Below are 25369 nucleotides of genomic sequence, written 5' to 3'. Positions count from 1 at the left end.
TGTGAAATTGTCATCAAATTTATAAAACAATGCTTTCGGCTGGTAGCGGTCAATTCGCCAATTCAAGCGCTCCCACGTTCATTGCGGGCGCGGCTCATAAGGATGCTACGCCATAGGCCTTATCCCAACATGCCCCAAGAGCGGCATACGCTACCAGCATATCTTGCTCGAATGATTCTCGGGTAATGTTCTTGCCCATGATACCGGCTAGTTTCACCTTTTGCTGAACATTGGCATGTTGGTTGCGAAGTCCAATGGGGTAGTAATCCTCCAGGCCTAACGCTGGCAGGGTATGGGCACGTCCACTGTCACGGATGTCGGGGTGTTCATTTAAAAACGCCTCCAACCGCCGTGCTTTCTCTGGTCCGGTTGGGCTGTCGAACAGCAGTACCGCACGGCTCTTATATATCGGCGAATCGCCAAGCGGAGCATACGTCTTCATGATGGCCGAAAGGTATTGAGCTTGGCGCTCATCATCACCATCAGCAGCAACGATATGAATGCGCGGCTTGTCCGAATAATGGCGCGAACACACCAACTCGAGAAACTTGACCTCGCTTGGCCCTTCGACAACCAGAAAGTTGGCAGGCAATAAAAGGTCTGTCGGGCTACCACCTAAAAGGTCATAAACTGTACGCATCCGCTCGCGATTAGTCATGCGTTGGACAGTCGTCGCTCCCTCCTCCTTTTCAACGACAAATTCTACTTGCTGAGCGTGCCTGTCCGACAAGAAAACCGACGAATGCGTTGTTATAAATACCTGGTCTACGCCGTCGGCCAAGCTGCTTAAGGCGTTCTTAAGCTGCCGCTGCGCCGTTGGATGGAGATGCAGTTCCGCCTCATCTATGAAGAACAGGAACGCCTTCCCTAATGCATCTTCGCGGCGGGTGTCGGCGTGGGCCCTGATGATAGCGAGCATCAGGGCACGTTGCATCCCATCGCCTTTGGCATCCGCGCTTGTTTCTACACCGTCGTCGACGGTTGTCGTGTAACTCTTGAGAAACTCCTCGAATGGAGGAATCTCCACCTTGAACTCAAGGGAAGTGCAGTCCGGAAACTGAAGTGCGAGATGCGCCCTAACGCGCTCACTCGTTTCTTGCAACAGTCTTCGCACGCTTGAATCTGGCGACTGGAAGAGCTCCTCGAACTTCTCCTTGAATTCGATGTAGCGCGTGTCCTTCTCAAGAGCTTCGGACACCACACTGCTAAGCATTTGACCTATTGGAGTGGTGGTCTTGAAAGCAGATACCTCCTTGAGACTTTTGTCTGTCAGGACGAACTCAAAACGGGGGATGCAATTATTGAACGCACTGTCTGCGCCTGTAGGCTGCTTTTGCCACTTATCATCCTTAACGTTGTAGACGTAACGGTTCTTTAAATCCTTGTTGGTCCGACGCACTCGAAGAACATCAAGGTCGCCGATGACATTCTTTAGCTTCTGCTGGTTTTCCGCATTCGAGATGCGGCTTATGCCCAACTGTGCACCGGAAAACTCGACTTCGACAACCGTTTCGTCGTCGAGTGCAGCCCCAGAGAACCTTATCTCATTCGGGTCGCCCTTGCCGGAGTAAAACCACTCAATCGCTTCGAAGATGTTTGACTTTCCATGGTTATTGCGACCAACGAGGATATTGAAGCCACCGGGAGAAAACTCGACCTCCTTGAGCGAACGGAAGTTCTGTATCGCGAGCCTCGAAATCTTCATGTGGCATCCCTATGGATAGTGTAAGTGAAACCGTCAGCTCAAGTTGATGGCTACGACGATGGGTCTTCGAATTGTCATTGTGATACAATTCGGCCCTTTTAGCGGCACGGCAACGACTCGTCAGTCCTTAACCTGAAACTCCTCGAACAGCTCATCCATCTCATCGCTTAATCGCCCCAAATCCATCGCACAGCGTCCATTCATGCGAACGAGTGAAAGTAGCTTTCATCAGTAAATAAGCGCGAGCGCCAATTGAACAGGTCACTCTCGTCGCCAATCAGTGAAAATTACTTCAGATTTGCCGGCCCCCTTGTCGACGTGTTACATTGCGTGTATATTCAATCGCCGCTTCAAACCCCTACCGACCATATTGGAAAAATGATGCCATCGTACGCAGAGTATGTTGAACAAATCGCAAAATTGCAATCCCTCGCAGAAGCTGCCCGCAAAGATGAAATCAATGGCGCAATCAAGACAATTAAGGACTTGATGCAACTGCATGGAGTTACCGTTGCCGACCTCTCTTCCGCGCGCAGTACGAAGGCTACGAAAGCCAAGGGCTCGGTCGCAGCGCAATTCAAGAACCCTGAAACTGGCGAGACCTGGACGGGCCGTGGTCGTGCGCCACGCTGGCTTGTTGGTAAGGACAAGGAGCAGTTTCGGATTGCGAACTAATTCGATTCAGAGGCCGGCCCAGCCGCACATACCCTGCATGCCCTAGCCGCGATTCAGACCTGGGTCAAGTTAAATTAGGTCTGGGTACCCGGCGTACAATTCGATAGTTCTCGCCGAACAACATCGGCGTCGACTACCCGCTCGAGGGTTCGCACGTGTTCCGGCAGCGCACGCTTGAAGCACTTGAAATAGCATTCGGCAATGAATTCGCGGAGCGGGAGCTTCCATGGCTGTTGCGTCTCGGTGGCCAAGGAACTGAATTTCTTTGGATTTAATCCCAGCTCACGGGCCATCTGGATTTCCGCGTGGCTCAATTTGAACCGACGCCGCGCGTCAAACCAGGGTTGAAGTTTTGGCGGAACTTTGGTCATTCAAATCGAATTCGTGTCGAGGTTAAAATAGCTGCTGTCGGCGGCAAATGAGGCCGATAGCGCTTGTCACGACCAGCTCCGCAGGACTCGGCATGTACAGCAACGGGGCGATGCTGCCGCGAGCAAATCAACTGCAATTGGCCGACGGGTTTTTCTAGCCTATGAGCCAACAGCGCGCCTCCTAGGAGGTGGTCGTTTCGGGTAGGTTTCATCGTATCCCTGTTGAAGGTCGTCATGCAACGCTTTCAAGCAGACATACCCCTCATCGTGATTATCTGGATACTCCTTCTCGTCTCGCCGCCTGTAACAGACTAACCTCCGACAGTCAGTCTGTTTTCCTCGCATTGACCAACGATGCCTCAAGCTCGGTCCTCCGCGTTTGAAGCTGCATCAGCTTCTTGGCGGTCGCGGCGATTTCCTTTTGCACCACGCGCAGCTCAGCCTGGTTCTTCACGTTGGCCAGATAGCCGGCACCAAGTTCCGCTGCAATATGGGCTTCGAGTTGGCTCCGCAGTAGCCGCAGATATGGATTGCCCCATACCGCACCGTCCCGGTATTCAAGCGTACCGATTTCGATGCCCGCGATAATCAACTCCCGGCTCATGCCGTACTCTTCTTGAGCAGTTACCTCGCCTAGCGTAGCGCCTTTTTGAGTCCATTCGCCATATTGTGCCATGCTGCATGCCTGATGAAATTGCTGGTCAGTAGAGGGTACACATCATACCCCGTTGCACCTGGTATATCGGATGCTCAACACCAACGTCCGGAAGAGGGTCTGGTTTCCCCCAAGCCAACCCACAGCGCTCAATCCTCAGCGCTCATCGCGCCACTGCTATGAAGTTCTGCTTGGCCAACTGGTGGCGGCCTGGGCACCAAAGTAGTATGGCGGGTCTCGTAGCGATGGCACCTCCGTCAACACGCGCCGCCAACGTTTTGTCGGCCCTAACAAGCCCCTGGTATTAATCCGCGGAAAGGGCTGGATGGCACGCACGGTTACAGCTAACTGGCGGTTGGCAACACTCCAGCGCACCGGCATCTTCGGTGCGGTCAATGGAGGTAGGCGCCCGGCGAAGGGAACCCTTGACGGCATCGAAAATGCCTTTACGCTCAAAGGCTTTGGTTGGATGCGGATTTGGCATCCGGCCCGCCGGCGGCAAGGACTGACCCGCCCTTGAGGGCGGGGATAGGAATGGTGGAAACCACTCTGTTTGGCTCTTCAACGTTCCACCTGCGCAACGTTTTACGTACTGCCTAACGGCTATCAACATTGGCGTTGCAATTAACACTAAGTTCCAACGTTGCAAATACTCCACAATCCAACGCAATAGTTTTCAAATTTGTATCATTTCCAAATGAAATAGCGTAGATTTAATTGCAATAATTGGACGAGATGTAGGCTGCATTGATATCTGCACAGCACCCGGACGTCGACCGTTGGTCTCATCCCTCATTACACTCATCGATAAGCAGCGTCTCGCTTCAGGTCTTTTTCTAGAAAATAACAAGGAGAAACATATGCGCGTCACGAGCAATGTCCTTTTGATTTCTGCATCATTACTTGTCTTAGGGGGCTGCGCTGGCGTCAGGGTCTTAAAGGTTTCAACTCAGCCGGAGCCTGAGGGTATTCCATTCTATTTACCCCGTCCTTATGTGCAGGTTTTCGAACCGTTTGTAATTGGCTCAACGGCCTATCTGGTTTCAGGAGTACTCTCACCCGACGGAAAATATTTACTGATAGACAATGTCAAAGACAAAAATGAAATGTCGAGCTTATTTAAAAGTGATTTAGGAAAGGACATTGCAACTCGAATTCCTATTAGCGCGGTTCGAAATCCAAGGGACGCTTACACGGTTTCTGGCGCGCCGCAAGGAGCTACCGAAACAACACCGGTGACAACGCCAACCCCAGCCGCGCCCGGAGAACCTAAAAAAGTGGATGAAAAGGATGAACCGGCAAAGCCCTCCACTACAAGCACCACTGACACGCCGAGTAGTGGTAAGTATGGAATATCAGTTACTAATACGACCGCGATATTTACCCCGACGCTGGGAAGGCGATTCTTCGATATCGTGTGGATGCCCGATTTTGACGAAAAATACGTTGTACAGGGTAAGCCAGGGCTAGGCAACGCCAATATCGCGGTTACCATGACACAAGGATGGGGCCTTTACGGCTTGGATGCCAAAATCGATAACAGTGCTGTTGTAAAACCTCTGCTGGATTTTTATTCAACCAGTTTCGCAGCTCTTGGGAAATTGGCGACGAGCAAAATCATGCCATTGAGTGCTGTTTCCGGTGCTCCGCAAGGGGCCTTGGATACTGCAGCCATGACTGCAGGGACAAGGGTGTCGATAAAAATTACGAAAGTTACGGTGGCAGCGCCTGGGCTTTATCCAATTCTAAAGCCGAAAGAAGTGACAGGGGCTAGCGACGCCACCCCTTTAGCAGAAGGACAAAGAAGGTTCTTGCCCTTACGCCCTTACACGAATGTAGCATTCAATACATATGAGGTTGTTGTCGTGGAAGCAACCAAGCCTTCCGGGGACAGCCCAATGAATCTACAGCGATACTTCGACCCAGCAACAGGCGAGGCGACGGGTTACGCGCCACCACCCTCACCATATCAGACAGAATCAGCAAACTTTGACGTGCAGGATTTTGAAAAAAACGCCAATGCACTCCTTGCAAACCGCAAGAGCCCCACGCTGGAATATTGGAAGCTCAGCGGATTCAAAGTAGACGGCGTAAAGCTTAAGGGAACGACGACTTTAATAGGCGGCGCCAACAAACCTCCTGAACTTAATACGGTGGAACAACTCAAGATATTTCTTTCGACGGAATCGCAATCGCGGTTCCAGCCAAAGGACATCGAGATTACCGAGGCAAAAAAATGAACCAAGCCCGTCGAGTTGCAAATAAATTCAGTGCATTGACACCGGATGAAAAACTTGCAATTGTTCGACATGTTTGCGCGAATCGAGGAAAATTCTTGATTAAGAAATTCGACGTATGCGCTATCGGCGCAGGATACAAGAAAACGGGGGGCGAAGTTTTAGCCGAGGTATGCATCGGATTTTTAGTAGATAAAAAGAAAGCCGGCATTGCTAAACCGGTGCCGCCTTATATTACTGCCTACGTCCACAATGGAATGAATCGGACCCGTTACAAAATTCCGACGGATGTGGAGGAGCTCGGGAATGGAGTCCCTCACGCCATGCAAAACTTGGCTAATGGCATAAGCTCATCTGCAACAGCCAATCAAGCACTATCGCTACGCGGCGCGGCATGCTGCATAGTGGTCCAAAAAAAACAACCAACCAATCGATTCTTACTAGGTTGTCATCATGTGCTAGCGCTCTCGCTGCTTAATCCGCAACTTAAAGCTACTGATACATATATTCGCCCGCGCTCCTCTCCGAACGTCGTTGGTCGGCTGTATGAGTACCTCACGATGTCGGCATTCGGCAAGCCCTGCCTAGATGCCGCAATTGCGTTGGCAAATCCAGCATCAGAGATATTTTGGAACGCAAATGGCGTGATGCCGCGCTATGTTGAGCCTGGAACTAATCGTCCGCTCGCCTGCGCAATTTTTACCCCAAACGGTCCCCGCGCTGCACAGTTCGTAAAAGAATGGGCAAATGTCCCTCTTCGCTACCCGGGGTGTGGCGACGTTGTAATTGAAGCTGCGTACCAGTTTCTTGCCGATACTGCGCCTGGCGATAGTGGCTCCCCAGTTATGGAGCAAAACGGTACTCTCCATGGAATGCATTTTTGGGGCGACGAGACTCAGCGAATGGCCTTTGCTATCCCCGCGTTTATGTTATTCCGTCCGGGCAGATTCTCGATTGACTTCGAATTGGTACAGTAATACATCCAAAAATCACCGTTTTTCGTTGCTAAATTAGACTCTAACCCGGGGGTTAATGATGTTATTTTTTAATAAGTCGGTCTCGTCTACGTCAAGACGCATTCTCGGCAAAATAGCGTTGGCAGGGTCGATTAGTGCGCTTTCGGCGTGTTCCTCAGTGATGTTGCAGACCCCTGCTGCAATACCGGAGCCCATGCCGGCACCGGTGGTTGTGGAAGTGCCGCCGGCTCCGGCTCCGGCTCCGGCTCCGGCTCCGGCTCCGGCTCCTACGCCTGTCGTAGTAACCCCGCCTTCCAATTCGTTGAATGGCGCGATTCAAGTTCTGATTTATTATGCGACTGACAGAAAATATGTCGGAAGTTCCACATACTTTGACGGTCAGCCCAATGAGGTAACACCGAATATTTCGTACGGTACCGTATCAGTGAGCTTGCCAACTGACCGGAAAATCGGGGAAATTCCGGAACCCAAGTGGTATGAATTTTTCTATAGAGACGACGCAAGTAAATTTACCTTAATAAATAAAGTTTCCAGGCTTGGTCGAGATGATTTTTTCGGAAACATTAGACAGGCGATGCAGAGTAACAGTAAACGACCCGCATTTATCTACATCCATGGATACAACAATTCGTTTGAAGATGCAGCTAAACGCACAGCGCAAATTGCCGCAGACATAAATCTACCGTGTTTGCCCGTATTTTATAGTTGGCCCTCACGCGCAACCCCGCAGGGGTATCCGACTGATGAGGAATCAGCCGCGTGGACGCAAAGTCATCTTCAAGAATTCTTGGCGGACTTTGCGGATAAATCTTCGGCTGACAGCATATACGTCATTGCTCACAGCATGGGGAACCGGCCCACGGTCAACGCATTAGCGAACCTTCTCGAAAAAAGGCCCGAACTTAAACAGCGATTTACGCAATTAATTCTCGCCGCACCCGATATAAATGCTTCTATCTTTCGCACGGATATTGCACCTAGGTTCGTCCAACTAGGGACTTCGGTGACTGTATACGCATCCAAGAATGATAAAGCCTTACAACTTTCCCGCGACTTCCATAAATGGCCAAGGCTTGGTGACATGGGTGGAGAAGCGATAGGGATTGAAGGGATAGATTTAGTAGATGCGTCCAAAATCGAAACCAACTTTATGGGACACGACTATACCCTCAGCAACCGCGCCCTTTTAACCGATGTTCAGACATTGATTCGTGACGGCACTAGAGCAAGCAAACGGAGCGGGTTGAAGGGCGTGCCGGAGAAATCGCCGCAGTACTATGCATTCCCCTAGACAAAAGCGGCTCTGTGAATACTTACGCCCATCCGCGGTTGTCGATTTCCTCTCAGCTGGGGACCTAGATTAAATTTGCATCCATTTGAGCGACCGCCAGCCCCACCAGGCAGGCGACCTCTTTGCACAACGGTGTGCACTTCGGACTGTGGCTCTGCTGACTATTTCGCGGGAATTGTGGCAAGTCAGACGCCGCGGTTTTAGCAACTACCACCCAAGCTGAGCCATACTGCGTGTCACTACCTTGGGTCTCCTCGTCCGTAAAATTGTAGCCGCAAACTAGCGACACAGCTCGCGCAAGAAGTTCGTCGTTATTACCTGGCGCGAAGTTGACCCTTGCGTCGAAGCACATGCTCGAGACGTGTCCAGCAATGTGGACGCATTCCTGCCAACGCAGATAGTTTGCGATAGCGTCGTCGCCAACTCGAGGAAAATCGACCGGAACTTCGTGGTCGTTTGGAATTCGTGATTGCATATTTAGTTAAGCGTTGCGATGCATCTCTCAGCCGTTGATGGCGAAGATACGGGCGTTGGCATCCGGTGCCCCGTACAGAAGTGACATTTTTCAGAAAACCGAGCCCGACAGTCGACTTTGGCTGCTACGCCGCAATAGAGTGGGAAACCGCCAGCCACTCACCGGCCGCGAGTGTTGCGGCTGCATCCTGTGTGGCCCGCAGGTCATCGGCATCAAGTTCAGCTCTATTCAGTTTATATGATGCTGCAAAATCATCAGCATCAAACATATCCCCAGCTTTCACATAGTACTTGAACCCAACGAAGGAATCGGGGTCTGTAACGACCGTATACGTAAGATTGACAGTGCTCATGGCAGGCCTCATATCTTAATTACAAACGTGCGTATATTATGCGTCAACCACGGCCATACTGACTGTTCTTGCACGGAGAAACGTTCGTCCTCATCCGTGGCACAACACCACGCTCCAATCACGGTCAGCTCGGTGATGGCGGTTTGCGTCACCTTCGAAAAGGACGTGACCTGTGTCAACAGTTCTTCGCTGGTAAAGCCAGACTCCGCGCAGCGCAAGGTCTTGCTTTCTGTGGAGCAGTATCCGATACTTGCTGGCCTTGAAATCGTCCCAAAAAGACTAGCTAACGACGCGATGACAAGGTGAGCGCTGCTGCGAGATAAAAGGCGTTCCTTTCCTAAAAATCTACCGGAGCGACATTTGGCACCACTGGAAATAATGGGAACACTTGATTTAGCGTCCGACTTTACGACTGCTGTTGATTTTTCCGGCAAGTTGCCGTCAACGCCCGCAAGCGGCCTCAAGCGAGCATTGGCGCCAGCTAAGGCTGCCCAAGTAGCAGACGATTGCGGGCCAACGCTAACCAAGGCAGAACTCGCCGAACTCCTGTTCGAACAGGTGGGCCTCAACAAGCGCGAAGCTAAAGACATGGTCGACAGCTTCTTCGACGAAATCGGAGATGCGCTTGAGCGCGGAGAATTCGTCAAGCTAGCCGGATTCGGCAACTTCCAGCTCCGCGATAAGGTGTCACGCCTGGGCCGCAATCCGAAGACCGGCGAAGAGGCCGCCATCCCTGCCCGCCGCGTCGCCACATTTCGGGCAAGCCAAAAGCTCAAAACCTTGGCCGACGGTTCTTCGATATCGTCCGCGTCAAAACACGTCGACGATAACTCCAAGGACTAACTCGACCGTCCGCCCCCATCACCCGACACCCAGCTGCAGCCTCCCGAAATAATCATGACCTCACTGAATTTCCTCTTCCGCAAGCCCCGTTTCCCAATAATCATTGACACCGGCGACGGGCTGCTTGGAGCAAAAAGCTGGGCCGTCTGCGAGAAGCGTTTGGCAACAATCACGTTCCCAGACCTGACGCCGCGAGACGTCATCGACTCCACCGCTGAAGGGTTCACCCTCCACCCTGAACACATGGCATTCTCACCGCTCACGTCCAAGAAACGTTGGACCAAGGCGGCTATTATCGAGCTCTACAACAGCCAGAAGGGCCCCGGGCGACCAGAGTATCCCACTACATCTCTTGGCAACAAGAGCCTCGAAAAAGTTGTCGTGGAAATCGTCGAGCTGCTCATGGCAAAGCAGGGACCGGCTGCGGCATCAGTATTGAGACCGGCTTCGCCTTCGCATCCGAACGTAGCGACACCGGCAGCGTTGGCGCACCACCGCGAAGAAAGTTGATGGCAACTGCTGACACGCTAATTCGCATGGGCGATATCATTTTCCTTGGCGATTTTCACCAGGATTTTCTGTCGTCGATGCTGGGCGAGGACGTGCCCGGCACGGTCACTGTCGGCGAGGCCCAGGCTCTGCTACTTCGGATATTGAGGCTCGACCTCGAGGAAGTTGATTTCCAATTAATGGTGCCATTTCTCACCGATTTCGAAGCGCTTCTTAGTTGATTGTGCGATGCTAGGATTTCACCTAAACTTCTCGCGCAGCGCTGAAAAGTTAGCTACAATACAACTTCGGCAATCCGACAACGGAGTGCTCGAAGCACCCGACCGGTGGCATCAAGCCACCACAAGTCGGCGTCCTGTGAGTCAATTTTGAAAGTGCATAATGACAACCGGTACAGTGAAATGGTTCAACGACTCCAAGGGTTTCGGTTTTATCACGCCTGACGGCGGTGGCGATGATTTGTTCGCACACTTTTCAGCAATTTCGATGGACGGATTCAAGACGCTGAAAGAAAATCAAAAAGTCCAGTTCGACGTTACGCAAGGCCCAAAAGGTGCGCAGGCTTCGAACATCAAAGAAGCTTAAACGCATCATCCATTAGTGGATTTTGGCCGTCCGATAGTCTATCCCGTCGGTCGGCATGTCCTTGGCGGTGGTGAGGTGCTTCCTACGGTTCGGTGACCGAGGCCGGTGGACAGCGCCACAAACTTCAGGTACCTACCAGCCAAGCTGACCCTCACTGTATCTCACTACCCAGCGGGTCTCCTCGTCCGTAAAATTTTGACCGCAAACAAGCCAAACAGCGAGCGCCAGCAGTTCGTCTTTACTACCTGGCGTGGCGTCGGCCTTCGCGTCGAAGCACATGTTCGCAACATGTTGGCCAGCGAAGATGCATTCTTGCCAGCGCATATAGTGTGCGATGGGGTCGTCGCCAGTTCGAGGAAAGTCCACCCGGACTACGTAGTGGTTGGGATTTCGCAATTGCATAATTATGTGAGACTTGTACTTCTCAGAGTTATCCGCTGAAGACCAAGATACTTGCCCTGATACCTGGCCCCACAATTGACTCGGTTCAAAAAAAAACCAAAACGGTCGGCCGATTTTCCCCGTTACGCTGCAACGGAATGTGAAACCGCCAACCACTCACCGGGCGTTAGTATTCCGACCGCAATCTGGACGGCCAGCACGTCATCGGCGTCGAGGTCAGCTCGATTCAATTTGTATACCGCTGAATAGTCTTCAGCATCAAATAAATCTCCAGCTTTGACGTAGTATTTGAACCCAACGAGCGAATCGGGATTTGTAACGACTGTGTACGCAAGATTGACTGTGCTCATCATATTTCCTCATCGACTATTAACGTTTTTTTTATTATGCGCTTACTGCGCCCCATCTGCTATTCTTGCCGCCGGAAAAACCGATGTTCATCCATCTTGCGGATGACCAGCGTGCCACAAAAACATTGTCAGCGTCATCAATTTACCCCAGCATTTGAACTCATGGCTACAACATACAAATGGCAGTTCGCCCCACGCTTTCGCCGCAATGCCTCGGCTGGAAATCAGATGCGCCAATGCAGCGCATCAAAGAGGCGCTTATTGAATTAAAGCGTTGGCCAAGAGGGAGCCAGTGCTTGCCGCCGAAGGCGCCATCCTGTTCCTCGAAAAGCTGGCGCCGGCCATCGAGCAGGTTGACAGCAGCTCTGGTGGCATTGGCTCCGCCGTCAACCGCGCCATCGAGACCCTCGTCCCAATCATTGCGAAGGCCGACGTCAGCCGAGCGGTTCGCGAGAAATGGCTGGACCGATTGTGGGACGCTCTCCAGGAAGACGACATGCCTTACCTCGAGTACTTGGGTGAGTTTTGGGGCGACCTATGCGCGACGCCTGAGATTGCCGCAAAATGGGCCGATGATTTGGCGCCAACGCTGACGACGATGTGGAACCACTGCGCGAGCAGTGGGGAATATGGATACTTGAAAGGGACGACCGCTTGTCTGAGCGCGTTGTATGCGGCTGGCAGATACGACGAGCTTCTCGCCTTGATAGCAAAGTCAGAGTACCGGCACAAATCGTGGCACAACCGAGTGTGGGGTGCCAAGGCCCTGGCTGCGGCCGGCAAGCACGCAGAGGCCATCCGCTACGCTGAGGACTCGAAAGGACTGAACGCTCCTTTGGCGGCCATCGCGGCGTTCTGTGAGGGCGTATTGTTGGACTCAGGGTTTGCGGATGAGGCATATGCGCGCTATGCCGTAGAAGCGACGTACGCAACGACCAATTTGGCGACATTCAAAGCCATCGTGAAGAAGTACCCGCACATGCCGCGGGAGACCATTTTGCGCGACCTCATTGCGAGCCAGCCGGGCCAGGAAGGCAAGTGGTTTGCCACGGCAAAGGACGCAGGCTTTTTCGACTTGGCCATCGAGCTCGCAAATCGGAGTCCGGCAGACCCGCGGACGCTGATACGCGCAGCGCGGGACTTCGCGGCCGAGCGACCGGAATTTGCGCTGTCCGCCGGCATGACGGCACTGCGAGGCATTGCTAACGGATGGGGCCACGACATCACTGGTGTGGATGTGTTGGACGCGTACGCGGCCGTGATGGCGGCGAGCGCCGCTGGCGTGGATGAGACTGTGGTCAAAGCGGATGTACGGGCGCTGATTGCGGCGAGCAGAGGTGGGGGCGAATTTGTTGGACGGGTGTTGGCACGGCAGTTAGTTTAATAAAGAACTAACTCCGCCCGCGGACTATCCTTTATCAATTATTCACTCGAAGCTTCCATGCGAGTTCAGTTCTAGCGCTTGAAATGATATCTGAGAAAGTAAGCGCAGTCAGGTCCGCCTCCATATTCCCAGTAGGGAAATCGGTTGAGAGCGAACCACCTATAATGAATATACGCATCTTTTTCGTGATGTGATTTCTCAGGGCGTGTCGGTACGTCGTGGCTTGAGTATAGTCCTCCCACTTCAACGCGTGCGCCGGTCGTTTGAATTCTATTAGGAGGTACTCGCCTGCAAATCCTTCATTGAGCAGAAGGTCGGGGCGCAGCATTGCTCGTTCGTCGGTGTACTTGTCGCCAATCTGTGACTCCACTATTCTCTGCAAAGTCTTGTTTGAGCTGAATAGGGAATTTGTAGTGCCCAAGACCCATAGGTTGCGCTCCAATGCCTTATGGACTTGCGACTCAAGAGTCTTTGGATTCGTCACCATTGCTTCAAGGCTATCCAAGACAAACATGCGTGCTTTCGCTTGTTCGACAAGATGGGCCATTTCCGCTAGACCAAAGTCGTCAAGACCTTCAGCAATGGACGCGACGTCGCTGCGCGATGCCTCTGCAAGGTGCCGTAGCACATCGCCATATTCAGACCGCTCAAGCGCCTCAAGAAGTACGTAGACGTATGCCTCGACCTTCTCGGGCGGCTCACCATAGAAACGGTTCAACACCTTCTTAACCGCGTCATCAGCGAATTGACGACTGTTTTCTGGCAGTTGGGAAAGTCTGAGCTGTATCTCCTTTTTGAGCCTGGCGTGTGCCAACTGCAGTTCGCGCCCGTGCTTTTCCTTGAAAGCGTTTTGTAGGATAGGTCTAACAAAATCAACGACGCGGGCCAGCAGCTCACTGTTTTCAACTAAGCTGTCCCAACCATTCGTGACGTGCGCACTTAGGCCATCAGCTTGGACCTCTCCATATAGGCGACGAAGTAGTTTCACCGGGAAATCTTCCTGCTGGTCTAGTCCGAACAAAAAAGGCTTGCCGACGGTCTTCCCATCAACGCTAATAACGATACCAGGCTGCCGAGATAACGACGCTCCATCTGCGATGGCAAAGCTTAATTTGACTGTGCCCACACCTTCCACGACGCCTTCCGTTGACCTAAACAAGCCCGCAACGTCGTCAATCCCCAAGGTCTTGCCATCGATTAGGATTCTGATATCACGTTCGCGCCCATATTCCTGCAGAAGAATTTGCTTGAACTTCGTCGCGTCGAGATACGCAAATCCGCTATGGAGGCTCGACAACGTGATAGTGGTCCCATGCAATCGGGCATCACAAGTCTCCACCTTTAAAGAAATCGGTAGATGTTCGATGTCAACTACAGTGCTGAGATGGCCGAGCTCCAACTCAAAGGACGTAACAAAGCCACCTGCGGTGGTCTCCAGTTTCATCGTCGAAGCCGCCATGAGCCCCGCGAATTTGCCAACCCCTTTGATTCGGTTACGAACGGCGGTTCGCACACCCCGAAGCACTCGCCTGTCTGCGGCAATTTTCAGGTAGTGACGCTCTACTTCCTCTGAAGTCATTCCAGAGCCATCGTCCCTGATGATTATCGAGGCAGAGGACATTGGGGCTGGGAGGGAAATAAAAACGTGCTCCGCGTCCGCGTCCCAAGCGTTATCGACCAACTCCTTGAGTGCCTTCTCGGTAGATGAGTACTCTTGACTCAGAAGACTGGCAAGCCTGGAGTCAACCTGGAACCTAGCTTGTTTGGACATAGCACTTTTCTTATCTTTTACATCGAGGAAGGGGTCTCATGCCATGCGCCCTCCGCCTAGATTTTGTGCTTTTCCAATTTACTGCGGGTGCAGCGGCATTTATAGATTCAAATGATAGCTTCATTTACCCGCTCGAGGTCATAGCAAAACCCTGCTTTGTGCGAACGTATAAGTGACAAGACTACCATGTTAGGGCGCCGCCTCCTGAAATGGCCACCCTGGATGCATCAAGTTGACTGATTTTTTGATTTAATGCGCCTGTCTTTAGTGAAATAGTCATACACTAGACCCACCTAACCTCAAATCCATGCTCGCGACTGGTCGTCGCGAATGTGAAGTGGCGTAGCTGCCAGAAGGAGCTGACCAATGACAACTTCCCCTGTAAGGGGCGGTTCGAGCGTTTCCGCTCGCAACCGTACTCCATCACTCAATTTGGCTAAGCTTGCTGAATTGGTTTCTAAATCAATTCCGCCGTTGGGCAGCGATGCCTTACAAGCTATTCCTTTGCTCAGTGTTGAGGGTAAGAAGCTGCGAGTCAACACTCGTTCGGTGATTCAGCGGTTGATAACCCATGAGTCCTTCAAACCGTCGTTTGAACCGGGGGACGATTCAGGCTTCGTTCGCGATATGGTGATGCCACCCTTCGGTACGGCTGCGAAAGTGGGTGGGCGCCTGGTGTCAGAGTCCGAAGCCGCTACCGCCAAGCAGCTCGAAAGCCTGCACACGGCTGTGAGTTTAGAATTCGACCAGGTACTTGGCCAACTAGACCCGAATATTTTTACAGTGGCCTCGCTTGAGAAAACGCTGCAGTTAATGACCCAGTCTATCGGGGAGCGCATACCGGAGCTGCCCCGCGTGGCAAAAATGGTGCCGGTCCATTTTGCGCCTCCCGGTCGAAAAGCCGCGGAACGTGAACATGATATCGGTCGCGTGTTGTCTGCCATGGAGACCATCGACGGTCGGGACTGGCTCGAGGTGCTTCTCGCCGGGATATCGCGAAAACTCCACAATGATGGGCTCGACCAGGATGAGGTTGACGGAATCCTCTCGAACATAAGAAAGCAGCGCAATCAGCCCCGAAGTCAGATTGCAGAACTACTGGATTTTTTGGAAGACGAGGCCTTGTCTCGAGTGAGAATGCAAATAAGCATGCGCTTGATGGACGCCGTCGCCGCGCAAAGCAATAGGCCGGGTCTAAAAGCTTATGTCAAACGGGTGCACGACTGTTTCGAGAGGTTCGCCGGCGCCGAGGGCGAGTCGCTTCTTCTGGATGTCAGCAATGCCTATGGTGTCCAAAACAACGTCGACCTAGCCGACGAGCTGCGCAAAGCATTGTTTTACAACTGCCTGCCCGTCTGGGCAGAATGGTCGGTCCAGCTCTTTGAGCGGCGCACCAACCCGAACCGGGAAATCGCGACGGTTCGAGAAGTGTCATATCGCTTTCGAATCAACGGCGACAATCCTCAGAGCGGCAAATCCGCGTTCGACACCAGGCTCGACCGCATACACGACCGCATGCTCGCGCAGCCAGGTCCGGACGCGCGCATTCAGCGCTCATTGGCCGAACTCATATTTTTAGATTTGGTCATTCCAGATTCACTGGAAGATGACGGTGTTCTCGACGTATTTGCGAAGGCCAAAGCAATCTCGGACGACTTGAAAACATCAGCATTCCCGGCACTTGACGTCCTCTGGCGCAAGGTCGCGGCGCGGTCAAAAGTGATGGACCAGCTCGGGGAGGAGCTAATTAATGTCTTGCGTTCGAAGTCTACATCGTTAGTTGACGCTGCAAAACGCCGCGTGGATAAGTTCATGGTGTACGTCCACAAAGACCTCGTTAATTGGGAAGCATTGCAAACCATGGCCTCGCCGTCGACGGACATCTTCGTCAAGTCTGACAAAGGGGCCGACAAGATTGCATGGTTCCGGCATCTACAGGTCTCTGAACGCGCTAATCTGCCCGGCAGTATCGCCTCGCTATCTGTAGAAACGGAACTTCAGGAGCGCACGCTCTCCCCCCTCGGAGAACCATACGACATCTGTATGGCTCGGGAACTATCTGACCGGACTATCCCGGCTCGCTTCGTCCCCTTCCATTGGGATAAAAAGGAACTTACATGGCGTCCTGACGTCGCCGATGCTGGCTTGTTCGATGCTGGGGTCGGGGTCGACATTGAGTATTCCATGGACGTCCTGCGGCTGCGCCATGTCAAAGACGACGTGCGCCCAAAAGCCGAGCAACTTCGCACTGCTGTCTTAGTCGGATTCATGCTTGTCACCTACATCGTCCTTTGGGAACTGGTGCGGCGCCTAAAGCAACCGGCGCAAGGTGAGCTTGTTCAGTCCAATCCGGCCGCAGCCCTTTCGATGAGCATTCTCCGTCTTCAACATGACGGCAAGCAGGCCGCGCGCGAGGACGATACCCAGGAGGGAAACACGGCCGTCTACTGCGTGAGTCAAGCAATAGAGAAGGCCCTAAGCCGGGAACTGCCCGTAAAGCTGCAGGGATTGTCTGCGGCTCCGGGAAAGAGCGTCGAAATGCTTCGTTGGACCAAGCGCGGTGCGCTGCATGCCCTCTTGGGAGGCCAGCCGTTGAAGTTCGGGCTGGATGGGTCGCTGGACAAGGTGGCGCTTGTAACCTACGTAACGCGCCCCTGCGATGTGCACCCACAGTTCGGCGATGCCGAGGGCCATCTGTTTATCAGCCGGACTTACGTCGCGAACCGAAGCGACAACGAAGCGAATTTAAGAATGGACCGCATGCAATCGCGTCTGGTCGAAAGCAGCAAGGCGTTTAAAACGCCACAGCTCATCCTTGAAGAAGTGTCCAGGTTAGAAAAAGCCGGATTCGTGCATATCCTCTTGCTGTCACATCACTTTGGAAATCGCCATCTTGGCCGTGCTTCCGAGCGACATGCCCCGCATGGCACACGCGAATTTCTTGACGACGCGGCAAACCGTTTCCCAAATGTGCATCTTTACCCGCTTCGGCGCGATGTGTTCCCGGCGACAAGGCTGCGCAAGCGCACTGCGCTCGAGAGCGCGTTTGAGGTCCTTTCATTTGAAGACCACCAAAAAATGTATCGCGAGCACTCCGCAGATGTGCTGCGCAGCCTGATGCCAATCTACACATTTGCCACGCTCAACGTTGTAGGTGACGAGAACCGGCCGCAGTCCGGCTTCTGCACCTATTTCTTTGACCTAGAAACACGTGTCGAAAACCTGCAGCAGAACGAGCTCATTCGTCAGAACATTTTGGGAACCGGTGCTGGGAAACCGGTTCGGGACTCGCTTATTAGTGTTCTGCGCGCCATTCATTTCATGGAGAGCGAGAAACCTGCAGTAAAACAGCACCTTTTGCCGGTCTTGGACCCGTTCGACTGGGCAAGCCCATCGACAACGGCGGCAGCCGGCGAAGTTGAAATCATGTCGCGCCGGCGCAACGGCAATGTTTTGCTCAGCTTGCCGGCCGTCCTCGCACATGTAACGAAGGTACTGCACAAGGAAGCTTCGTGAAGCAATCGTTAAGCGAATTGCCCTTTCAGGAACAGGCTGTGCTTTGGGGCCATGCCTACGAAATTCTCGTCAAACGTGGGGTAGTCGCCTGCCTTATTGAACACAAAATTTTATCGCCCACCCATCCGCAGTTGAGTTCGTGGAAGAGCTTTAGGCTGCTCGATATTCACAAGCGCCTATCGCGGAAGCTGGGCCTGTTAGACGACAATGCAATCGATGTACTGGATGCGGCAATCGAGCACTTGGCACTCACCGCCTTCGGTGTTGGTTACACAGCCATGCGCGAGTATTTAAAGCCATTGTCCTGGCAACTTGAACTCGGCCGCCTCAAGCTGCGTGCGCTGTGGTGCCCATTGACATTGCCTGGTGATGAGACCGGGACAACCGAGCTCAGGTCCAATACTTGCAAGGAATTCCACGAGCAATTCCAACTCAATGGGCAGCTTGACCCGGCCCTAATAAACAAGGGCATGCCCGCGAACGCCGACTTCATCCTATGGCTGTCGGGCGAGCATAAAGAGGACTATCTCTTGGTGCAGGAGTACTCGTACGATATGCCCCCAGGCTCCCTGGACTTCAGGGAACAAAGCGCGCACCTCGACGAGCTGATGAGACATCGTCGGCTAGTAGACTCAAGAGGTGTATTTGCCCGTGTTGCCGCCGAAGTCGACGGCGAATCGTTTTCGCTTTCCGAAGACATTCGCAACCACCTCGGAGCGCTTACCAGCGAGAACAAACCATTCTATAAGCTGTGCCAAGGTGCTGCCTATGCGGAAAGTACAGTCACCTGGCTGCAGCGGGACGGTTCAATGGTCAAAGATTGTTCGGCACGCGCGTTGGCTATCACGCCAAACGGACTCGAAAGCCTGGCGGCCAACTTCACGTTAAGCGGCAAGAAGGAGCCCCGCCGCATCCTGATGGAGCAAATGGGCGCGGCCTACAGGTCGGTCACCAAGATTGCAGATGGCGATGAGGCGGCCTTGTCCGCGCAGGTAGAAGCCGTATTCAACAGTGTGCTAAACAAGCTTCCAAAACCTCTTAAGGACGGGATGAAAGCGTTGCGGTCAATGCCAGCGCCAGGCGAGGACTACCGTTTTGAGTTTGAAGAAGCCCTGCCTGAATTCGCCAACCCGATGCAGGGATTCACCGTGGACGCGGCACTGGCCTTGGTCGACGACAGTGCCCATATCAAGAACTTCTTTGGCGAATCGTCCAAGGACGCTATCGGGCGCGTCATGAACGGACTGGTTCGAGCTGACGGCACCGTCACGCTGCGGGACATCCATGCCGCGGCTATTGTCGCCGGCATGCAAAAGGCAGCGCCCGCAACTTTGAATGTCATCGCACTCGAGGGGAATCCTGGCATCGGAAAGACGACTGCGGTACGACGTCATTTGGAGAAAAAGACTGAGGGGTACCTCTTCCTCTATGTCAGCCCGCGGGTCATCATCAATCGCGACGTAACCGAAAGCTTGGCGCGCAAAAACGGGGAGCCTTCCGGCATCCTGACCGTAACAACCAACGCCCAGCTGATTGCTTCGGCGGAACGCTGGCATTTGGAAGAGGTCAAGGCCGGGCGCGATACGCGAAGGCATATTGACGGCGCCGTCATTGCCGATGGGGTGCTCAATCTGGTGAAACCCATCGGGAGCATTCTTGTGATTGACCCGGACCAGGAACAAGAAATTGAGCGTGCACACACTGGTTCGCGGATGGCGAAAGTTGCACTTTCCGAGAGCGAAGACATGGTGCAGGAGCGTTCAGTCGTCGGCGTCCTCTCAGGCATGGCTAAGACAACACAGGAACTTCTCGCGCTCAATCCGGAGGTGAATCGGGTGGTGCTGACTGCGGCGTTGCAGGGCTTTCGAGAAAAAGGCAACGGAAAAACCACGATGGACGCCCTCTCCACGCTCTTCCGAAACAAGGCTTCGGTCCTTGCGGGCGTTCGCGAGCGCCGGGAATTTGCCAAGCGCATGCCGAATATCGTGGTCATGGTTGATGAGTTGGCCGGCGACGGCGCCGGTGCGCCGTTCGTGCATGGTGTCGCCCGTTGGTTGCACAACGAGTTCATCGGGTGCTTCGACGATGCCGGCGAGACAAGCCTGTTCACCGTGACCCTGGTTGTTTCCGACGCATCGCTAGGCAACGAAATTGTGTTGGAGAGGTATCTCAACGCGGGGGACCGGACACCGGACAAGGTGCTCGTCTCCCGCTCTGCAGGCATTCAGCCTTTCCGCATCGCCGTCACTAGCGTCAGGGTGGGCGGTCGGCCCTGCAACACGTTGCATGTGATGACCAATAGCTTTCCGGCCAGCGAGCTAAAAATCCGATATCAGGTCAATCTAACCAGCGTTAAACCTGAAATAACCGATAAGGGTGACCAGGAAACACCTCGGCAAGCAGTGCGGAGGGTGTCTGGAGAATCCCTTCTCGCTTCCGCGGAGACCGAAGTACTCAACGCGTTGGCCAAGGGCGGCGCCCAAGTTATCTACTTTGCCCAAGACAAGGGATTCCTGAGCGACTTGGAAAAAACGCTGGCGTCGCGCTCAGATGTCGGCCTCAACCAAGCCAATGTCCAAATACTTGATTCTTCGGTCCCCGGTTGGCGGCGCAAGAAGCTTATCGAGCCAGAGACCCGGGACCAGGTACGCGTATTCCTAATGACATCATCGGGTGCACGCGGCGTGTCATTCCCCAAAACTGACTGGATTATCGCAGCGGTTCCTCGATTCAGCATTGAAGCCGCTTTGATGGAAATCGCACAGCTGATTTACAGGGGCCGTGGCCAGTACAAGGACGAGGCCGGTAGAGCTATCTCCGGCGACAATGTCCCGCGTCGGCTCGTCATGCTGGTCGATGATTTTGTCATCGACACCGATGAGACACGAGACAAACGACAATGGTTGCGTCAATCGCTCGATTTGATGACGCTGCTGGTAATGCTACGCGCGACAATTCATACCCGGATTACCGGTGATGCGGCGCTACGCCAACCGCTAGCCTTAGTGCCAGTTGGCCGTGTGGGCTTGGAGGAACTGGTAAGCCTCATGTCTGGAAACGTAACAAAATTCGTCCTCGAGGCGGAAATATTTTGTCGTCGAGCGAGTGACCGGACCCTAATTGGCGTGGTTAAGAACGCCCAGGTCAATGTCATGGAACTGTTTTCGCACACCAAGCTACAAGGTGATGCGCAAAAAGGCACGGATGGGCGCACCATGGTCAAGTACGATGACCTACGCGCGGTATCGAACTTGGCCAGCACATCAATGGCACCGCTATTGGTATTCGCCTTGGAAGGAACCAGCTTGGCGGACCACGCCTATTTCGCGGGACCATGCGTCCTTGAAAATTGGGAAGCATTTGCGAAGCAAGAAGCGTTCACATTCGAGGGCCATCAGACCCAGATTGCGCGTTCCAGCAAGGAGCTGCTCAACCAGCTTTATGCCATCGAAAAGAACGATGCAATCTCGTCTTCGTTGCGAGTGCCGGCCGCCAACCTGTACCGATTGCTCCAACGTGAAGCGGAGGCTGCGGCAAACGAGTTCACGACTCTTAAGTATTTGAAGTCGCCAAACACATGGGTGAGCGTTCCCGCCGGCTATCTGCAGTTTGTTCACACCGACGATGCCCGGCAAGGTCAACCGTTCCAGCTATATGAGCAGGAAATTTGGTGCGGCGCGCTAGCGAGGTCATTAATGGCAACAAGCGCGGTGATGCCGCCGATTCCGAAGTACCTGTCTTTTCCCTGGGCGGCCTCGGTAGGGCAAGCCAATCCATTGCGTCTGGACCTCGTGTTCGATGACAGGTACTTCATGGCGTCTAACGAATTGAATCTCTTGAACACGCTTTTGCTCTCGTGACACGAGCCGCCTGACGCGGTATAGCGTCATACTTGCAGCGCGGGTGAGCACGGCAGGATGATGCAACAGTGCCTCCCCCACGACCAGCCGACGCAAATAAGCTTCGTCGAATGCTCAGCTATGGTTGTTGAGACGGCGCAAGTATGTGATACGAAGCCGGGAACGCAATCGAACGGAAATAATCCACAATTTCGCCCGCAATCCGTTCCGGAGTCTCCTTTCGAATTGCACACTTCTCTGCCCAGCCACGTCCGGGGTGCAGAACATCCCACTTGGGACACAGCCCCTTGTATCGCCCACTTCCAGGGTCGTGATTTCCAAAGCCATCAATAAGTGCATTCCAAACGGGAGCGAACTTTGCAATCAGTAGCGATTCTCCAAGCGGAATCCAAATGTCATCGACAACTAGAAAACGGCAGAAAAAGTCTTCTAGTTGAAGATTCGTGGCGGCCGCGATACTCTCAGTGTGTTCGCGTAACCGCAGGTAAAGGGCGCGACTGCTCCCTGCGCCGACGCCACCGCCCTTTCGCGCGCCCGCTGGCACCGCCTTCCCAACGTAGATTGGCGCAGTGAAGGCGCCGTTCTTGTTTCGTTCTGCAAGTGCTCGATATGCTTCGAAATCACCTCTGTAATAAATCGCATAAATGCCGACACCCGTGAAGGGTTGGAGGTCACCCAGCGGCTGAGCCGTTTGTTCTAACATGGCCTCAGCCACACTCGCGCCAAGATTCTTCTTGTCGAGAGGATTGAACGGGAGGACATTCTTTTCACTCATGCGACACCCCTAACGTGATGCAGGGTTTCCGCAACGAGTTGCATCTCTTTACGAATAAGTTTCTCGGCGACGCTCCGCGCTACAACGTGTCCCAGAGCTACAGGTACTGCATTTCCTAGCTGGCGCATAGTCTCTGTCCAAGAACCGTGGAAAAGGAAGCCGTCGGGAAAAGTCTGAATTCGCGCAGACTCACGGATAGTAAAATAACGAACGCTTCCGTCAGGATTGACCAACATGTTTTCGCCGCCTGGTACACCATGGTCGCCGGCTTTAAGCGTCTTGGCAGGTAGGTCCAACGGACTACCGGTGTGTCCCGGATAAACTTTTGCGCCGGGCTGAAATCGATGATTGGCGATTTTCTTCGCAGCTGCCGATTGTGGGTCCGGCAGACCTTCAATCGCATCTCTAACCGTTCGCCAAGGAAGACTATCAGGGGGCAGTGGCGCTAACGCCAATTTTCGTACTTTAGCGGCGACACTAGCCGGCATTGTTGGACGCTTCCCTGCCGGGACCTTGAGACGCTTCCAGTATTCGCCCGAAACCCATTGGTCATGCAGAAGCCGCTCATGACTATGCGTAGAGCGCGGAAAACTCCAATCGATTTTGAGGTCCGACCTAAATCCGACGATAAAAACCCGCTCGCGCTTCTGAGGAATACCAAAATTGGCTGCATTAACCAACGTAGCCGTGACGTTGTATGTCAGCTTCTTACCTTTTTGGCGACCACTCGTCCGTTCAGCCTGAAGGCGAAGAAAATGGTCAAACCACTCTTCGTTTTTGCGTGATGGTAGCTCAGGGAACTCTAACTGAAGGAGAATGTATTGGTAGTAATTGGCGAAAGTCGAGCGAGTCAGCCCTTTGACGTTCTCAACGATGAACGCTTTAGGGCGAAGTCTACGAATGATATCCACGGTTGCAGGGAACATATCCCGACTATCGTCGTGCGCCTTGTGCTTACCGCCCATTGAAAAAGGCTGGCACGGCGGACCGCCAGCAACCAGGTCCACCGACTCATCAATGCTTGTCCAATCGAAGTGCCGAACGTCGCCCTCGTGCAGAGGCCAGTCCGCAACCAAGGGGTAGCCACCCGTTTGGTTGTCCCGGACCGTGTCACATGCCCACTTGTCCCACTCTACAATCGCAAGCGGCTCAAACCCCGCGAGGCTAACACCCATGGCCAGACCGCCCGCCCCAGCAAAAAGCTCAACCGCCTTCATTCCATTTCTCCGATTCCTCTAAAAATTTCTTAATACGGGTTCTCAATACTTCTCGATGGCCTAACTCGCATTCCCATATCACCAAAACTTTCCAGCCTTGTTCAGCCAAGCCCTTTAAGGTCTCGCAATCCCTCTCTCGGTTCCTTTCAAGCTTCGGTAACCAAAACTCAAGACGAGACTTTGGGAGACGCGCTAACGAGCAACCCGGATGACGGTGCCAAAAACACCCGTGAACGAAAATTACCTTGCGACGACCGGAGAAAACCAAATCTGGCCTGCCAGGGACAGTCTTGACGTGCAGCCGGTAGCGGAAGCCTAGTGCATAAGTAAGCTGCCTAACCACTAGCTCTGGGCGCGTATCCTTGTTCTTTACAAGTCGCATTCGCGCGCTGCGCTCCGACGGTGTCAATGTATCCATTCGCTGCTCACCACACCCCGTGGGACCATTCATCAAGGGCAAAAGACCGAAAATTGTACCATGCGGCGTCGCATTTCATGGCATCCATTCGATGCTCAGCAGCCCCTACGAGGCCTCCGCAGGCCGCCATTTTCCGGCGACAGAACGAGGGAAGGCGGTGGTAGCAAGTAGAGCGAGTCTTGTACCGGAATTTACCATCCGATTTCCGCTTTGTAGCTCAACGGATGGGCACGACGCGAAGCGGAATATTGTTCGGCAACCACAGTAGCGGCGGGGGACAACACCCACACTGCCCTCAGACCGGCTACTTTGTAAAATTGCCAAGTAGGTCGAAATTTCGCAACGAACATGAGAGGATAGTATTGCAAAGCCCTTCAAGCTTGTCAGCCAAAGGGCTCTGGGAAAATCAATACAATGTTGGTATTTCTCAGCCGTTCGCGCCTAAATGTGAGTCTTCTCCAAGTAAATCAAATTTCACAGCATTCCACGTCCATCCATCCCCAATACTCCAGAGGTCTAATTTTATGCCGTTAAAAACATAGGCCCCTGGCGAAGCAGTGAAGAACCGGATGTTGTCGTCAGACACGGGCTCCTCAGCATCGAAGTCATCGTTTTGGCACAAAATTAAATCGCCAGTCCAATGCAACAATAAGTCTTGGTCACCGGAGTTCGGTGGGTTTAACAGAGCCATGATACGGTTCACGGTTTCACGGTCGAACAAAGGTAGGCCCCATCCATTCCATCGTAGACCTGTCGAGTAACACTGCAAAACGACATTTTCAGGAAGAAAGTCGGCTGTGGCAGTGCCCTACTTTAGGGGCAATTCATTCTGAACTACCGTAAATTGCTCGACAAACTCGGCTAGCGTTAGGTTTCTTAGGTGTCAAGACCCGCTTGGTTATAGACGCGTTTTAGAAATAGTTCCGGCTTTTTTTGCTGCCAATCCTTGAGAGCTTGAATCGGCGTTAAATGCTTCAAGGCGCGTTGCGGAATGCAGTTA

General features: G+C 53.2%; 20 protein-coding genes and 1 pseudogene. 11 read left to right on the top strand and 10 right to left on the bottom strand.

Features of this window, described 5'->3' with window-relative positions:
• Positions 1–94 precede the first annotated feature (94 nt).
• Positions 95–1705 carry an ATP-dependent nuclease gene (locus tag ACP7DD_RS16965; RefSeq protein WP_426175979.1) on the bottom strand — a complete coding sequence of 537 codons (1611 nt, stop codon included), beginning with the start codon at positions 1703–1705 and terminating at the stop codon, positions 95–97.
• 252 nt (positions 1706–1957) lie between these two features.
• On the opposite strand from ACP7DD_RS16965, the gene ACP7DD_RS16960 reads away from it, so the two are divergent.
• Positions 1958–2380 (top strand): H-NS family nucleoid-associated regulatory protein, encoded by a 423-nt coding sequence (locus tag ACP7DD_RS16960; protein WP_426175978.1) that lies wholly within the window; start codon positions 1958–1960, stop codon positions 2378–2380.
• A gap of 696 nt (positions 2381–3076) precedes the next feature.
• Here the strand turns inward: ACP7DD_RS16960 and ACP7DD_RS16955 are convergent.
• Positions 3077–3427, bottom strand: a complete 351-nt coding sequence (locus ACP7DD_RS16955; protein WP_426175977.1) for a hypothetical protein — start codon at positions 3425–3427, stop codon at positions 3077–3079.
• An 839-nt stretch (positions 3428–4266) separates the two neighbouring features.
• Between ACP7DD_RS16955 and ACP7DD_RS16950 the strand changes: the two genes are divergently transcribed.
• The 3 genes from ACP7DD_RS16950 (at position 4267) to ACP7DD_RS16940 (ending at position 7911) form a co-directional block, all read left to right on the top strand.
• Complete coding sequence (locus tag ACP7DD_RS16950; RefSeq protein WP_426175976.1) at positions 4267–5646, top strand: hypothetical protein; 1380 nt, start codon at positions 4267–4269, stop codon at positions 5644–5646.
• The gene (locus ACP7DD_RS16945) at positions 5643–6620 is read left to right on the top strand and encodes a trypsin-like serine protease (protein ID WP_426175975.1); all 978 of its coding nucleotides are present in this window, start codon (positions 5643–5645) and stop codon (positions 6618–6620) included. Before ACP7DD_RS16950 ends, ACP7DD_RS16945 begins: the two co-directional genes overlap by 4 nt.
• A gap of 193 nt (positions 6621–6813) precedes the next feature.
• A complete protein-coding gene (locus ACP7DD_RS16940) occupies positions 6814–7911 on the top strand; it encodes an alpha/beta hydrolase (RefSeq protein ID WP_426175974.1) in 1098 nt (365 codons plus the stop codon).
• 599 nt (positions 7912–8510) lie between these two features.
• Here ACP7DD_RS16940 and ACP7DD_RS16935 read toward each other — a convergent pair.
• Positions 8511–8738 (bottom strand): hypothetical protein, encoded by a 228-nt coding sequence (locus tag ACP7DD_RS16935; protein WP_426175973.1) that lies wholly within the window; start codon positions 8736–8738, stop codon positions 8511–8513.
• 378 nt (positions 8739–9116) lie between these two features.
• Here ACP7DD_RS16935 and ACP7DD_RS16930 point away from each other — a divergent pair, with 378 nt between their 5' ends.
• The 4 genes from ACP7DD_RS16930 (at position 9117) to ACP7DD_RS16915 (ending at position 10676) form a co-directional block, all read left to right on the top strand.
• On the top strand, positions 9117–9581 hold the full coding sequence (locus tag ACP7DD_RS16930) for an integration host factor subunit alpha (protein WP_426176042.1): 465 nt from the start codon (positions 9117–9119) through the stop codon (positions 9579–9581).
• Between the two features lie 54 nt (positions 9582–9635).
• Positions 9636–10091, top strand: a complete 456-nt coding sequence (locus ACP7DD_RS16925; protein ID WP_426175972.1) for a hypothetical protein — start codon at positions 9636–9638, stop codon at positions 10089–10091.
• Positions 10091–10312 (top strand): hypothetical protein, encoded by a 222-nt coding sequence (locus tag ACP7DD_RS16920; RefSeq protein ID WP_426175971.1) that lies wholly within the window; start codon positions 10091–10093, stop codon positions 10310–10312. Before ACP7DD_RS16925 ends, ACP7DD_RS16920 begins: the two co-directional genes overlap by 1 nt.
• A gap of 160 nt (positions 10313–10472) precedes the next feature.
• The gene (locus ACP7DD_RS16915; RefSeq protein WP_426175970.1) at positions 10473–10676 is read left to right on the top strand and encodes a cold-shock protein; all 204 of its coding nucleotides are present in this window, start codon (positions 10473–10475) and stop codon (positions 10674–10676) included.
• A 524-nt stretch (positions 10677–11200) separates the two neighbouring features.
• On the opposite strand, the gene ACP7DD_RS16910 is transcribed toward ACP7DD_RS16915, so the two are convergent.
• Positions 11201–11428: a hypothetical protein gene (locus ACP7DD_RS16910; RefSeq protein WP_426175969.1), complete on the bottom strand. Its 228-nt coding sequence runs from the start codon at positions 11426–11428 to the stop codon at positions 11201–11203.
• Positions 11429–11720: 292 nt separating this feature from the next.
• Between ACP7DD_RS16910 and ACP7DD_RS16905 the strand changes: the two genes are divergently transcribed.
• The gene (locus ACP7DD_RS16905) at positions 11721–12812 is read left to right on the top strand and encodes a hypothetical protein (protein ID WP_426175968.1); all 1092 of its coding nucleotides are present in this window, start codon (positions 11721–11723) and stop codon (positions 12810–12812) included.
• A 34-nt stretch (positions 12813–12846) separates the two neighbouring features.
• Here ACP7DD_RS16905 and ACP7DD_RS16900 read toward each other — a convergent pair whose 3' ends face one another.
• Positions 12847–14583 (bottom strand): ATP-binding protein, encoded by a 1737-nt coding sequence (locus ACP7DD_RS16900; RefSeq protein ID WP_426175967.1) that lies wholly within the window; start codon positions 14581–14583, stop codon positions 12847–12849.
• Positions 14584–14949: 366 nt separating this feature from the next.
• Here ACP7DD_RS16900 and ACP7DD_RS16895 point away from each other — a divergent pair, with 366 nt between their 5' ends.
• Positions 14950–18099 carry a hypothetical protein gene (locus ACP7DD_RS16895; RefSeq protein WP_426175966.1) on the top strand — a complete coding sequence of 1050 codons (3150 nt, stop codon included), beginning with the start codon at positions 14950–14952 and terminating at the stop codon, positions 18097–18099.
• Positions 18096–21959: a hypothetical protein gene (locus tag ACP7DD_RS16890; protein WP_426175965.1), complete on the top strand. Its 3864-nt coding sequence runs from the start codon at positions 18096–18098 to the stop codon at positions 21957–21959. Before ACP7DD_RS16895 ends, ACP7DD_RS16890 begins: the two co-directional genes overlap by 4 nt.
• Before the next feature lie 118 nt (positions 21960–22077).
• Here the strand turns inward: ACP7DD_RS16890 and ACP7DD_RS16885 are convergent, their stop codons facing one another.
• The 5 genes and pseudogenes from ACP7DD_RS16885 to ACP7DD_RS16865 form a co-directional block, all read right to left on the bottom strand.
• Positions 22078–22734 carry an Eco29kI family restriction endonuclease gene (locus ACP7DD_RS16885; protein ID WP_426175964.1) on the bottom strand — a complete coding sequence of 219 codons (657 nt, stop codon included), beginning with the start codon at positions 22732–22734 and terminating at the stop codon, positions 22078–22080.
• Complete coding sequence (locus ACP7DD_RS16880) at positions 22731–23951, bottom strand: DNA cytosine methyltransferase (RefSeq protein WP_426175963.1); 1221 nt, start codon at positions 23949–23951, stop codon at positions 22731–22733. The genes ACP7DD_RS16885 and ACP7DD_RS16880 overlap by 4 nt, the downstream gene beginning before the upstream one ends.
• Positions 23938–24369, bottom strand: coding sequence for a very short patch repair endonuclease (locus ACP7DD_RS16875; RefSeq protein WP_426175962.1), 432 nt, complete (start codon positions 24367–24369; stop codon positions 23938–23940). The genes ACP7DD_RS16880 and ACP7DD_RS16875 overlap by 14 nt, the downstream gene beginning before the upstream one ends.
• A gap of 427 nt (positions 24370–24796) precedes the next feature.
• Positions 24797–25090, bottom strand: coding sequence for a hypothetical protein (locus tag ACP7DD_RS16870; protein ID WP_426175961.1), 294 nt, complete (start codon positions 25088–25090; stop codon positions 24797–24799).
• Positions 25091–25245: 155 nt separating this feature from the next.
• Positions 25246–25369, bottom strand: a pseudogene (locus tag ACP7DD_RS16865) (IS481 family transposase); the annotation flags it as partial.

It is taken from the genome of Massilia sp. TWR1-2-2 (assembly GCF_049897565.1).
GTDB lineage: Bacteria > Pseudomonadota > Gammaproteobacteria > Burkholderiales > Burkholderiaceae_D > JAFCUW01.
The sequence above is the reverse complement of the archived record's forward strand: the minus strand, read 5'-3'. Positions and strand labels throughout refer to the sequence as shown.